Source organism: Nitrobacter sp. TKz-YC01 (genome assembly GCF_047824785.1).
Lineage (GTDB): Bacteria > Pseudomonadota > Alphaproteobacteria > Rhizobiales > Xanthobacteraceae > Nitrobacter.
Map to the genome: position 1 here is coordinate 2795119 of NZ_CP181167.1, position 12611 is coordinate 2807729.

The 12611-nt window shown below is 59.6% G+C and carries 12 protein-coding genes; 9 read left to right on the forward strand and 3 right to left on the reverse strand.

Annotated features, from left to right (window positions below; translation table 11 throughout):
- The first annotated feature begins 52 nt into the window (after nucleotides 1-52).
- Nucleotides 53-2629, forward strand: coding sequence for a PAS domain-containing protein (locus ACMYR2_RS13365; protein WP_416193076.1), 2577 nt, complete (start codon nucleotides 53-55; stop codon nucleotides 2627-2629).
- 562 nt (nucleotides 2630-3191) lie between these two features.
- Here the strand turns inward: ACMYR2_RS13365 and ACMYR2_RS13370 are convergent.
- The 3 genes from ACMYR2_RS13370 to ACMYR2_RS13380 form a co-directional block, all read right to left on the reverse strand.
- Nucleotides 3192-3611: an integrase core domain-containing protein gene (locus ACMYR2_RS13370; RefSeq protein WP_009798026.1), complete on the reverse strand. Its 420-nt coding sequence runs from the start codon at nucleotides 3609-3611 to the stop codon at nucleotides 3192-3194.
- On the reverse strand, nucleotides 3608-4174 hold the full coding sequence (locus ACMYR2_RS13375; RefSeq protein WP_009798025.1) for a hypothetical protein: 567 nt from the start codon (nucleotides 4172-4174) through the stop codon (nucleotides 3608-3610). Before ACMYR2_RS13375 ends, ACMYR2_RS13370 begins: the two co-directional genes overlap by 4 nt.
- 200 nt (nucleotides 4175-4374) lie before the next feature.
- Entirely contained in the window at nucleotides 4375-5157 is a 783-nt protein-coding gene (locus ACMYR2_RS13380; protein WP_009798024.1) for a hypothetical protein, read from the reverse strand.
- Between the two features lie 559 nt (nucleotides 5158-5716).
- Here ACMYR2_RS13380 and ACMYR2_RS13385 point away from each other — a divergent pair.
- The 8 genes from ACMYR2_RS13385 to ACMYR2_RS13420 all read left to right on the forward strand — a co-directional run bounded on the left by ACMYR2_RS13385 (nucleotide 5717) and on the right by ACMYR2_RS13420 (nucleotide 12209).
- On the forward strand, nucleotides 5717-6115 hold the full coding sequence (locus ACMYR2_RS13385) for a DUF3489 domain-containing protein (RefSeq protein WP_083780361.1): 399 nt from the start codon (nucleotides 5717-5719) through the stop codon (nucleotides 6113-6115).
- A gap of 2 nt (nucleotides 6116-6117) precedes the next feature.
- The gene (locus ACMYR2_RS13390; RefSeq protein ID WP_009796920.1) at nucleotides 6118-6585 is read left to right on the forward strand and encodes a DUF2924 domain-containing protein; all 468 of its coding nucleotides are present in this window, start codon (nucleotides 6118-6120) and stop codon (nucleotides 6583-6585) included.
- Entirely contained in the window at nucleotides 6582-8177 is a 1596-nt protein-coding gene (locus tag ACMYR2_RS13395) for a recombinase family protein (protein ID WP_416193077.1), read from the forward strand. Before ACMYR2_RS13390 ends, ACMYR2_RS13395 begins: the two co-directional genes overlap by 4 nt.
- A 727-nt stretch (nucleotides 8178-8904) precedes the next feature.
- On the forward strand, nucleotides 8905-9123 hold the full coding sequence (locus ACMYR2_RS13400) for a hypothetical protein (protein WP_416193078.1): 219 nt from the start codon (nucleotides 8905-8907) through the stop codon (nucleotides 9121-9123).
- Nucleotides 9098-10206, forward strand: a protein-coding gene (locus ACMYR2_RS13405) for an IS3 family transposase (protein WP_347265212.1) whose coding sequence is annotated in 2 segments (ribosomal slippage) — nucleotides 9098-9362 and nucleotides 9362-10206 — 1110 coding nt in all. Because the reading frame shifts where the segments join, the coding sequence is not laid out codon by codon here. The genes ACMYR2_RS13400 and ACMYR2_RS13405 overlap by 26 nt, the downstream gene beginning before the upstream one ends.
- A 73-nt stretch (nucleotides 10207-10279) precedes the next feature.
- Nucleotides 10280-11086, forward strand: a complete 807-nt coding sequence (locus tag ACMYR2_RS13410; protein WP_416193079.1) for a DNA-methyltransferase — start codon at nucleotides 10280-10282, stop codon at nucleotides 11084-11086.
- Entirely contained in the window at nucleotides 11083-11646 is a 564-nt protein-coding gene (locus tag ACMYR2_RS13415; protein WP_416193080.1) for a DUF5681 domain-containing protein, read from the forward strand. The genes ACMYR2_RS13410 and ACMYR2_RS13415 overlap by 4 nt, the downstream gene beginning before the upstream one ends.
- Nucleotides 11643-12209, forward strand: a complete 567-nt coding sequence (locus tag ACMYR2_RS13420; protein ID WP_416193081.1) for a DUF5681 domain-containing protein — start codon at nucleotides 11643-11645, stop codon at nucleotides 12207-12209. The genes ACMYR2_RS13415 and ACMYR2_RS13420 overlap by 4 nt, the downstream gene beginning before the upstream one ends.
- Nucleotides 12210-12611 lie beyond the last annotated feature (402 nt).

The window sequence follows — 12611 nt, forward strand, 5'->3', positions numbered from 1 at the left end:
TCTTCTGCTGATCCGCATTATTGCGGCGCGGAATTGGAAGCGCTGGTAAACCATGATGCAACAAGACAATACGACGACATCCGATCGCCTACTCTGGTCAGAAGCCGACCGTGTGGCGGCGTTGGAAAGTTTCGCCATCCTGGATACGCCACGCGAGGAGGAGTTCGACGATATTGTCCGCCTTGCGGCCGAGATATTCGGTACCCCCGTCGCTCTTGTGAATTTGATTGCCCCAGACCGTCAATGGTTCAAGGCCGAGTGTGGGATAGGCACGCGCGAACTTCCTTTGGATGTCTCGAGCGCCTACGCCATTTTGCAGAATGACCTTCTAGTAGTGCCCGATACGAGCAGCGATCCCCGGTTCGCCAGTAATCCCCTCATGGCGGTCCACGATGGATTGCGCTTTTACGCGGGTGCTCTGCTACGCACCACCCAGGCACTCCCCATCGGGACGGTCTGCGTTCTCGACCGAAATCCTAGACCGGATGGGATCACGCGCCGTCAACGGCTCGTGCTCGACTTGCTAGCGCGGCAGGTGATGACCCAGCTCGAACTACGCAAGACGTCGGCAGAGCAGAAAGCGCGCGCCCAAGATTTGAGGATCGAGGTCCAGCAGCGGCTGGATGCTGAGATCGCGTTGCGCGATGTCGAGGAACGCCTGCGTCTCTCCAACCGCGCGACCAACGATGCGATCTGGGATTGGGATATTTCCACCGACCACGTGGTCTGGAATGAGGCTCTCGAAACGGCCTACGGGCACGCCCCGGACAGTGTGACGCCCACCGGGGAGTGGTGGATCACACATATCCATCCCGCTGACCGCGAACGCATCGTTCAGAGCATCCATGCCGCGTTGGACGGCTCGGCAAAGAGCTGGGAGGATGAGTATCGTTTTCTCCGCGCCGATGCAGGTTATGCCAGCGTCCTGGATCGCGGGCACATCATCCGCAATGAAGATGGCCTTGCCATACGCATGATCGGGGCGATGCTGGATCTCACCGAGCGCAAGCGCACTCGGGCAGAGCTCGCCGTCAATGAAGAACGCCTTCGTTTAGCGACTCAGGCAGCCGAGGTAGGCTTCTGGGAGGTTGACGTTATCCATGACGTCCCCATCTGCCCTCCCATCGTCAAACAGATGTTCGGCATCTCGCCGCGGGCACCCGCCTCCATGATCGATTTCTACAATGGGCTTCACCCCGACGACCGGGCCAGGATATTCGAAGCATTTGCCGGCGCCTGCGATCCTGGGAGGCGCGCGTTATACGATGTCGAGTATCGGACCATAGGCAAAGAGGACGGCCTGATTCGGTGGGTTGCAGCCAAGGGCCGTGGCATTTTCGATTCAAATGGCGCGTGCATCCGTGTCGTTGGCACCGCGATCGATGTAACCGGAAGAAAACGCGCCGAAGCCGAATTGTGCGCGCTCAACGAAAATCTCGAACGGCGCGTCGGGGAAGTGATCGCGGAGCGCGAGCAAGCCGAAGATGCCTTGCGGCAAGCCCAGAAGATGGAAGCGGTTGGACAACTTACCGGGGGCATCGCGCACGACTTTAATAACATGCTCGCCGTCGTCATGGGCTCTCTGGAAATACTAGGCAGGCAAGTGGGGACGTCCGATACGCGCGCAGCCCGTTATATTGAATTGGCGAAAGAGGGTGCGCAGCGTGCAGCAACGCTGACCCAGCGATTATTGGCCTTTTCCCGCCAGCAGCCCCTCAATCCTGAAGCTCTGGACCTAAACAAGCTTGTACCTGGTATGTCCGAACTTCTGCGCCATTCTTTGGGGACAGACATTCACTACGAAACCGTACTCGCTGCCGGGCTCTGGCGAGCGCATGTCGATCGCAATCAGCTTGAAAGCGCGATTCTCAACCTGGCCGTCAACGCGCGCGATGCGATGGCCGAAAGGGGAAGTCTCACCATCGAGACACAAAATATGCATGTCGATGAGCGCGACGTTGCCGCGAACTGTGGAGTTCCCGCCGGGGAGTATGTGACAATAGCTGTGTCCGACACGGGAGGGGGCATGCCTCCCGAGGTCATCGCCAAAGCCTTCGATCCGTTCTTCACGACAAAGGCTGTCGGTAAAGGGACTGGGCTGGGGCTGAGCCAGGTGTATGGCTTCGTGAAGCAGTCCGGTGGGCACGTGAAGATTTATTCCGAACGTGGCCAGGGCACGACGATCAAAATCTACCTGCCTCGTTTCTTGGGCGCGACAGACAACCGCAGCGACAGACTGTTAGCCGTTCCACCTCTTGGAAAAGCCCATGAGGTCATTCTCGTTGTTGAGGACGAGGCCGCCGTGCGCCAACTTAGCGTCGATGCATTGATGGAAATGGGGTATGACGTGCTGGAGGCTGATGGCGGCGTGGCGGCGTTGCGCGTCTTAGACGCTCACCCGGAAATCGCGCTGCTTTTTACCGATATTGTGATGCCTGACATGAATGGTCGAAGGCTGGCCGATGAAGTGCGTAAGCGTCGTCCTGCCATTAAGGTCCTCTATACAACCGGCTACACCCGCAATGCCATTATGCATAATGGTGTAGTCGATCCGGCCGTTGAGCTCATCGGCAAGCCGTTCACCCTCGACCAGTTGGCGGCAAAGGTTCGGGAGGTTTTGGAGTGCTGACATGAAGTGGAGCGCAGCGCGAACAGGCTATCGCCGACTTCGACCACGATGTGATCGGTGGCGGCGAGCTTCAGCCATGCCCGCTTGTCGCGCTCAGACCTTGCCTGCTCCGCGTAGAAACGAGCGAGCATTCGGCCGCCATTGCACAGTATTATCTGACGTTCTGGTCAGACATCCATTTGGGATTCCCCGCGCCGCATTCTGTCACCGCGTTTGGAAGATTGTTGGAGGGCTTGCGATGTTTTGCAGACCGGCATAGGCGCCCGGTTCGGTGAAGCTCTCTCAATTCTCTCGCTAACTGGCGAAGGTTCGCTCTTGCCGCGACGACAGAGAGCTTGCGCTCTCTACTGAGAGCGTTGGCCGCATGCGGGGATTTGGTCGTCGGTCATGTCGGCCGCCGGGGTTCTGGCGACGCGAGCAATCTTTCCACGCGCGAAGTCGCTTCGAGGTTGCTCAAGCGGTGCAGAAGGAGGACCCGATACGCTTCGGAGTGCGACTAGTAAGAAAGGTTTCGTACCGAGGATCGGTGCCACTACCGCCAGAGGCCTGTGCCTATCGCAAATCAAATCCGGGCATATTGATGGTGCAGTCCGCCCAGGATCGGAAGACAGAGAATGCGTCCGGCTGTCTCGGCGGCGCGTGATTTCGGCGCGTCCTTGTTCAAGGACAAATGGGTGCGTGTGCCGTTGTAATAGCTCATACTCGAGAGCAGCACGTGACGCAGATGGCGTTCGCCAAACACCACGATATGATCAAGGCATTCCCTGCGGATCGATCCGATCAGCCGTTCGGCGTATGCATTTTGCCACGGTGAGCGAGGAGACGTCGGGCGGTCGCGAATACCGATGGACCGAACCCGACGCATGAATATTTCGCCATATGCGCCATCGCGGTCCCGGATCAGGTAACGAGGGGCCTGCTCCCAGCCACACGCCTCCGTCAGTTGGTTGGCGATCCATTCGGCCGTCGGATGCGCGGTCACCCAAACCACAGAATCTGCCGCCGGCCATGGCTCATGATCAGCAACCCATAGAGCAGTCGGAACGAGATTGTCGGCACCACGAACAGGTACATCGCGGCGATCCCGTCAGCATGGTTGCGAAGGAATATCCTCCAACCCTGCGACGGCGGGGCCCTCCTCCGCGCCATATACTTGGCCACACTGGTCTGGCCGATCTCGATACCAACCTTGAGAAGCTCACCATGGATTCCCGGCGCTCCCCACAACGGGTTGGCGAGGCTCATCTCGCGGATCAGCCGGCGAATTTCTAACGGCACAGTCGGTCGTCCGCAACGGCGTCGCGATTTCCAGCGCCAATACGATCTGAAACCGGCACGATGCCAACGGATCACAGTTTCCGGTCGGACAATCGCCAGGGCATCATAGATCTTAGGAAATAATCGGCAGACACCTCCCAATATCAGTCTGTCGATCAAGATGAAGATCGGTCTCCTGGAACGGGTTCGCCGCAGCACATTGATTTGTTGCCGCAAGACCAGAATTTCTGCCTCAAGCACAACGCGCGACCGCAGCTGGTCGATCACTATTCCAAAGATCAGTCTGCACAAATCCAACGTCGAGCAGCAGCATCGCCCGATTCTCGATCAACTGCCAGCAGGATTGGATTTACGGTAGGGACAAGAGGCCCGTTCGTTCCTAAGAATTTATGAGAGTCACTTTTTTCCTGCATGGCTAGTCGACAAGACCGCCAATCGGGTTGCTAATATCTGCCTCACCGCTCCCGCTACTCTTCTCGGGGCGAGGAACTGAACAAGCCGGCGTTCCGTGAAGATCGTTGGCTGTCCGCGGGGATCAGGTTGTTCGCGTAGGACCCGCTCTCCCGCGCGAGCATCGTCGAGAAATCGATGAGGACGGACGCGCTATGGTCGTTGCCATTGCCTTTTCCGGTATCAGCCCCAATCGCGTAGCGATGCGAGGGGTTGTATTCCTGCCAAAGATGAAGGCCCGCTTTCTCGCCCGACGGCTGAGCGCACTGCGCGATAAGCCGCTCGATCGTCGCGCGGTCGAAGAACGGGGAACCGGCCGCGACTGGATCGAGAAGCATTTCGACCTCGTAGACGCGCCTGCCTCCGGCGTTCAGCTCGCGCCGCTTCCCTTCAAGCGATATCTTGCGTTTGCCCGGGTCCGCGATATCGGCATTGACGGCGGCAGCGTCAGCATCGGTTTTGACGTATTTGTCGGGCCAGGCCGGGTCTCCCTGCCGGTTCACGACGGGGATGAAGCGCCCTCGTCCTCCCGATCCATTCACGGCTTTGCGCACGTATCCCATGACTCCCGCTTCGAGTATGAGATTTCCGAGAGTAAGCGACACCCCGTGCCCGGCCATGCCGCCTTTTGCCTCGTCGAGAAGCCGGATGATCTTCTCGGTGAGGGCTGGACTGTCCGCAGTCACGGCGTTTTCGAGGTCGTACCTGAGGATCAAGTCAGGGCGATGCTCCTGGTAGAGGCGCCCGCGCATCGGCGTAAGGGCCATATGCGCCTCAACGCGGATGCGGTCGTTCGTCACGAGGTTCGAAACCCGCTTGAGCGTGGCCTCGTCCTTTGCGCGCGCCTGGTGGTAGAGCTGCCCGAAGTCGGAGATTAGCAGGTCGTTGGTCCGTGATCGCGTCGGAGCCTATTTCCTATTCGCTGTCGCGTTTGAACATAGGCCCCGCTCCGTGTTTCTAACAAACTTGGCTGAAAAAATCCGGGTCGGTTGAGTATGAACGCTCACCGCTATCGGTACGGGATTATCAGACTTAGGAGACTAGGAGGGGCAAACCCATTGGCCGATCCTGTGCGACGGAGGCGATCGCTACCAATTATATAGTCACCCTGGGCCATGGCAACAGGCGCCACGCGTTGTTCGAATGATCGTACCCAGGGCATCTCCTCGCCGCGCGAACGCACCCGACAGATGTTGACATTCGTACTGCCCATATTCGTGCAGAAAGGACTGGCATTCTTGGGCGAAGCGAGCATTGCTGTGACGTGAGGTGGCCCCTCGGATCGGCCCCGCAGCGCAACATCGCTGACGGGGCCTTGGATGGTGCGACGCTGATGTCGCATCAATTTCGGAGGGTCCCATGCAGAAGTCATCCCGCAAACGTAAGCCACCATCGAACCGCCGCGGACGCGGTAAGGCCCTCACCACAACGAAGGCAGCAAAAACAGCACCTCGTTCTGTGAGAGAGCCGACGAAACGACGTCCAACGCTTCCTTCAAGTCCGGCTGTAGGGGGCAGTGTATTCAGCGCAGGTGCTGAAGCAAACAAACGGCCGAACAAGCAAACAAAACTGCTTGATCTTTTGAGGCGCCCGGCTGGTGCGACCATTGCCGCGCTCTCAAACGCCTCCGGTTGGCAGCAGCATTCCGTGCGAGGATTTTTGGCCGGCGTTGTCCGCAAGAAGCTCGGGCTCGAGTTGGTCTCAATCGTTGAAGCAGATCAGCGCATCTACCGCATCGTTGCAGCGAAGCAGGCCTGACGATGGCTAAGGCCGCGAAGAACGAGCTCGCGCGTTGTCACGATCTCGGTGGTCGGCGACCGCAGTCTCGTGGTCGTCGCTCAAGCTGGTCCGCGCTGGCGCATCTTCCGAAGCATCTGCAGACAGCCATCGTAAGCTATCGGCGACAGGTCGATCAGTCGGACGATCTTGATCCGACGGTTCGCCAGTTCCTTGATCGGATCGGCGAGAAAGAGACGTCCGATTCCGTCATGGCCAAGCTCGTGGCCTTCGACCGAGGACAGGTCGAGTTGAAGGCCGGCACCATCCTGTCGCGCGAATGGAACGGCATCACCCAGCGGGCGATCGTCGTTGAGGATGGCTTCCTGTGGGAGGGGACACTGTACGACAGCCTCTCAGCCATCGCCTTCGCCATCACCGGTACCCGCTGGAGCGGGCCCCGCTTCTTTGGCCTACGGGATAACACGGTCGGTAAGGAGGACGGGCCGTGAGGGCGGGAAAAGCGGTGGCCCGAGAGATCGTCCGGTGCGCGATCTATACCCGGGTCTCGACCGACAATGGCCTCGATCAGGAGTTCAACTCGCTGGATGCTCAGTATGAGGCTTCCAGTGCCTATATCAAAAGCCAGGCCCATGCCGGTTGGGTGCAGGTCAAGACCCGTTATGACGATGGCGGTTTCTCCGGAGGATCAACCGACCGACCGGCACTGCAGAGCCTGCTGGAGGATATCCGGGCCCGCAAGATCGATGTCATTGTGGTCTACAAGGTCGATCGTCTGACCCGCTCGCTCGCCGACTTCGCCAAACTGGTCGAGCTGTTCGATGCCCATCGGGTGTCGTTTGTCTCGGTGACCCAGCAGTTCAATACCACAACGTCCATGGGACGCCTGACCCTCAACGTTCTCCTGTCCTTTGCCCAGTTCGAACGGGAGGTCACCTCGGAGCGCATCCGGGACAAGGTGGCAGCCTCCAAGAAGAAGGGCATCTGGGTCGGAGGTCCCCTCCCCCTCGGCTACGCCATGGAAAATGGCAAGGTGGCCGTCGTCCCCGAAGAAGCCGAACGGGTCCGTCACATCTTCACCCGCTATCTCGAGCTTGGCAGTGTCCGTGCCTTGATGCGAGACCTCAAGGACCGCAACGTCGTCAGCAGACGGCGCGTTCTCAAGACCGGCGTAACCCGGGGCGGAGTTGCATTCGGCTGTGGCGCCTTATTCCATCTGCTGCGCAACCGCTTCTACATTGGCGAGGTCAACTACAAGGGGCAAATCTATCCGGGCGAGCAGCCCCCGATCCTGGATCGGGATCTGTTCGATCGTGTCCAGACCATGCTCTCGGACCAGCGCAGTCATCAGACCAGAACCCGGACCTCCTTCAGCCATCTCCTGACTGGTCTGATGTTTGACGACGCCGGCCATCGCATGGCGCCGACCCAGGCCCAGAAGAAGGGCCGGCACTACAGCTACTATGTCTCGCGACCGCTTCTGTTCGGGAATGCAGCGACCGCCCCAGTTGGTTCGGTCTCTCGGGTGCCAGCCCCTGACATCGATGACCAGGTCCGCAAGGTTGTCCTGGAGCCGCGAAACAAAAGCACGGGCACGATCGACAACACCTACGCCTCCTTGCTGATCGAACGGATCGAGGTTCAGCAAAATCGTCTCGTCGTGCAACTGAAGCAGGATCCGGACAATCCCGCCGAAGACGACCACTCCACCATCGTCATCCCCTGGACCAAGCCACCCTCCAAACGAGCGCGGTCCATCCTACGCCCGACCTCCGCAAAACTTCCGCTCCGCCCGATGAAGCTGGAGCAACGCGCTACGCTGGTCGCAGCGATTGCCCGCGGCCGGCGCTGGCTTGATGAACTCATTACGGATTCGGCGACAGATGCCCAAGCAATCGCAACGCGCGAGCGATGCAGCCTGCGACACGTCAACATGACACTGTCGTTGGCCTTCCTCTCTCCCGCACTCACCAAGGCTGCCGTTGAAGGTCGGTTACCTCGTGGCATCGGTCTCGAACAGCTGCGCGAGCTCCCGCTTGAATGGGATCGTCAGTTCGAAGCGCTAGGTCTCGATCCGATCTGACCAGCGACACCGCGCTCTTGATTTTTCGCCATTTCGATGTCGCGAAAGAAGCACTTCCGGCCTCCCCGAGAAAGCAGGCTTTCGCACAGATGGGCAGACCCGTCGCGGTTCAAACCCGCAATAAAAGTAGCATGATGCCGGCTATGTCCCTTTGAACCGATTGGTTGCAGCGGCCGAACTGACCCAGTCAGCGAACCCGTCTCTGCTGCTCGGCCAGGAACGGGAATTTTCGATGCAGAGACAAAGCGCATTTTGGCAAGATTTTTGAGACCAGAGACGCGCGCTGAGACTGAACGGATCGCCAAAACCCCGCAATTTGCGCGACAAATCGACGGATGTGCCACCGAGCTCGGTTCCTGCGAACTGGGTGGTGGCGGAGGCAGTCGGATGCGAACGAGTCTCCAAAAGCCATAACAGGGAATTTCTTGCAAATTGCAGGTCAAAACAGGCTTCTGGTCGGCTCATAGTGGCGAGGCGATAGAAATTCTCCTGTGAATTCCGTTTGATGCGCTGTAGTCCAAGCACTTTCCTGTTATTCTGCATAACAGGCGTTAATTACGGGCAAACAGGCAATTTGAAAGCAGCATCAGGCATTTGAAAGCTCCGAACAGGCAGCGGTCCGGAGCGGAATCGCGCATAGCTTGAGACGCGACATGCTTGACGCTGTAAACCTTGGGGAACCGAGCATGCTCCCATTGATCACGTCCAGTGCTGGGTCCTCCTCGCCATGAACGATCCAGTCTCTGTCGCACCCTCGTCGCGGCTGGCCGTCGTTTACCGGCCAGTGAACGATCTCACTCCCGATCCCCGCAATGCCCGCACCCATCCGAAGCGCCAAATCGACCAGCTTCGGGCCTCTGATCTGCCCCCTTTGAAGTGGTCCTCCCTGAAGTATGTTTTTCGGATGGAGGATACGATCGATGGCAAGGAAGAGGCATACGGCTGAAGAGATCGTTGCGAAGCTGCGGCAGGTTGATGTGCTGATGGCCCAGGGTCGCCAGGTGGCAGACGCAGTCCGAGCGATAGGCGTGACGGAAGTAACCTATTATCGATGGCGGAATGAGTATGGCGGCCTGAAGGGCGACCAGGTGAAGCGGCTGAAGGAGCTGGAGACCGAGAACACCCGGCTCCGTCGAGCGGTGTCGGATCTGACGCTGGACAAGCTGATCTTGGCGGAGGCCGCAAAGGGAAACTTCTAAGCCCCTCCCGACGCCGTGCGTGCGTCGATCATGTAACAGCCGAGCTTAGCATCTCCGAGAGACGGGCGTGCCGGGCATTAGGTCAACACCGATCGACGCAGCGCAAGATCCCCACGACACCCGATGACGAGGCGGCTTTGACTGCCGACATCATCGAGCTTGCCCGCCAATATGGCCGCTACGGATATCGCCGGATTACGGCGTTGCTTCGCCGAGCCGGCTGGAGGGTGAACAAGAAGCGTGTTGAGCGGATCTGGCGCTGTGAGGGGCTGAAGGTCCCTGCAAAACACCCTAAACGCGGGCGTCTGGGGCTCAACGACGGCTCGTGCATCCGTCTGCGGCCGGAGCGGCCCAACCATGTCTGGTCCTATGACTTCGTTGCTGACCGCACCCACGATGGCAAGGCGTTCCGGATGTTGTGCATCATCGACGAGTTCAGCCGTGAGAGCTTGGCCATCCGTGTCGCACGGAAGCTCAAGGCGACCGATGTCATCGAAGCACTCTGCGAGCTGTTCGTCTCGCGGGGCATCCCTGCGCACATACGTTCAGACAACGGCCCTGAGTTCGTCGCCGAGGCGCTCCGGGATTGGATCGCCACCGTCGGAGCCAAGACCGCTTACATCGAACCTGGCAGTCCATGGGAGAATGGCTATTGCGAAAGCTTCAACGGCAAGCTGCGCGATGAACTGCTCAACGGAGAGATCTTCTACACGTTGAAGGAAGCCCAGATCGTGATCGAAAACTGGCGACGTCACTACAACACGGTGCGTCCACACTCATCGCTGGGATATCAACCACCGGCACCCGAGGCCCTCGTCTGGCCAGCATAGGAGATAGTCAAAATGCAATTCCTAAACTAACATTCCAATCGGACCACTCCGTGGGGGCCGGTCACCTCCGGTTTTGGCGGCGCCAAGAACCAAGCTCGGCGATATCTGGATTCTCGGCGAGCATCGGGTGGGATGTGGCGACAGCCGCGATGCCGAATTCTTGCAGCGGGTCATCGGCGACAAAAAACGCGTCGATGCGGCTTTCCTCGATCCTCCCTACAATGTGCGGATCGGGGGACATGCAGTGTCTGCCGGAAGCCATCGCGAGTTCGCGATGGCTTCCGGCGAGATGAACGAAGCCGAGTTCCGGTCCTTCCTGGCTGATACGCTGGGCGCCGCGGCGTCTGTCTCGCGCGACGGCGCGGTCCACTTCGTCTGCATGGACTGGCGGCACATGGACAGCGTCTCGGCGGTCGGCGCCACCGTCTATGGCGCGTGTCTAAACCTCTGCGTCTGGAACAAGTCCAATGCAGGGATGGGATCGCTTTACCGATCCAAGCACGAACTGGTTTTTGTCTATCGCGTGGGAATGCCCCCCCATCTCAATATGGTCGAACTCGGCAAACACGGCCGCAACCGCACCAATGTGTGGGATTACGCCTCGGTAAACTCCATGCGGGGCAGCCGACGGGAGGATCTTGCCCTCCATCCGACGGTCAAGCCGACAGGGCTTGTTGCCGACGCCCTCAAGGATGTCACGCGCCACGGCGATCTCGTGCTTGATCTTTTTCTCGGCTCCGGAACGACGCTCATCGCCGCCGAGCGAATCGGGCGGTGCTTTCGTGGGCTCGACATCGATCCGGCCTATGTCGATGTTGCGATCGAACGCTGGTCAGCGCGGACGGGCCTCGCGCCGCGTCTGGAGAAGCCTGCATCATGAACAAGAAGTCATCCTCCCGGAAATCTCCGAATCCCGGCTGGTTTCCGAAGGGGCGCAGCGGCAATCTCAAAGGCCGCCCAACCTCCTCTCGTTCAAAGGCCTCGGCGTTCGAGGTCTTGGTAGAAAAGACCCTCACAGTAGACGGCCAAGGGGGCATCCGCGAGATCACCGTGGAGGAAGCACTTCAGCAGCGGACCTATCAGGATGCACTGGCTGGCAAACGCATGGCCATACGCGAGGTCGTAAAATGGATCATCAAGCGAGAGGCTTGGCTGGAAAAGAATGCCCCAAGGCCTTCCCGGCAGGTGATCTGGCGTGACACTGAGCACGACCCCGACAATGCGGATGCCGCCCTGCTGCTTCTCGGGATCACGACTCGCAACCCCGACCGCGCTGAGATTTGCGGCCGCGCACAGCTTCTCCTCGAGCCATGGGCTGTTCAGGCGGCGCTGCGCCGCAGGCGGGGTGGCCAACGCCTGACCGACAAGGAGTGTGATGAGATCCGACGCTGCACGCGCGATCCAAAGAGTCTGCGCTGGCCGCGGGGGACCGGCGAATGACGTCAGGCGGTCCATCGGATGACACGGAGGAGAATTTTGTCGGGTATCGCCGACCGCCGCGGACCACGCGCTTTGCCAAAGGCAAGAGTGGCAATCCGGCAGGCCGTCCCCGCGGCCGCCACCGGGAAGCTCCCTATCAGAGCGTGCTAGGCCGGATGGTGACCATCCGGGAGGGTGGAACCACGCGCCGTGTCACGGCGGCCGAGGCATTTCTGCTCCAGCTCGCAAAGCGCGGGGTCGAAGGCGACGGAGCCGCAGCCCGTGCATCGCTTTCCCTCATCGAGGAATCCAGGTTTCGGCAAGTTGCCGTCGCTCCTCTGCACATCAGCTGGAAAGGCGTGGATCCCGGGAGCGTCACCTCTGCATTGGAGCCGCTGCGAATGGCCAGGACACTCGATCCATACCGCTCGACCGCACGGATCGTCCTGGAACCATGGCTCGTCGAGGCCGCGCTTGCCCGTCTCCCGCAGCGACTCAGTCCCGCCGATCAACAGGTCATCGTGAAGGCCACCCGCACCCCGCACAAGGTGCGATGGCCAGCATGGTGGAGCGAGCACCCGTAAATTCCAAATCGAGCTTTGCTAAGATCCATCCCTTTTGCGTCAACCTGTGTCGCGACCTGATACTTCATGTCCAGCGACTTGCAAAATCAAAATGACGTAATTCCCTTTTTCGGAGCGATTCAAGACAAGGAGCCCCGATGTGGAAGCCTGAACACCGTCTGACGGCCGAGCGGCGCAACCTTCGGTGTGGGTCCGGCTGCCAATGGAAGGCGATCACCGCCGATGAGCGGCAGGCGTGGTGCGCTAGACCGGTCAGGCGCGCTCAGAAAGGGAGCGATACTTTCGCACCGACCTAATGATCGCCACTACTACGGTCGTAACCTCAACATTGTCCCGACCTTGGAGAAGCGCGAGATGGTGATCTCGAAGACCCCGCCACAGCCCCCCGTTACGAGGATTCGC

Coding starts and splice junctions, on each gene's coding strand:
- ACMYR2_RS13365 (WP_416193076.1), top strand. CDS start 53: ATGATGCAACAAGACAATACGACGACATCCGATCGCCTACTCTGGTCA.
- ACMYR2_RS13385 (WP_083780361.1), top strand. CDS start 5,717: ATGCAGAAGTCATCCCGCAAACGTAAGCCACCATCGAACCGCCGCGGA.
- ACMYR2_RS13390 (WP_009796920.1), top strand. CDS start 6,118: ATGGCTAAGGCCGCGAAGAACGAGCTCGCGCGTTGTCACGATCTCGGT.
- ACMYR2_RS13400 (WP_416193078.1), top strand. CDS start 8,905: ATGAACGATCCAGTCTCTGTCGCACCCTCGTCGCGGCTGGCCGTCGTT.
- ACMYR2_RS13415 (WP_416193080.1), top strand. CDS start 11,083: ATGAACAAGAAGTCATCCTCCCGGAAATCTCCGAATCCCGGCTGGTTT.
- ACMYR2_RS13420 (WP_416193081.1), top strand. CDS start 11,643: ATGACGTCAGGCGGTCCATCGGATGACACGGAGGAGAATTTTGTCGGG.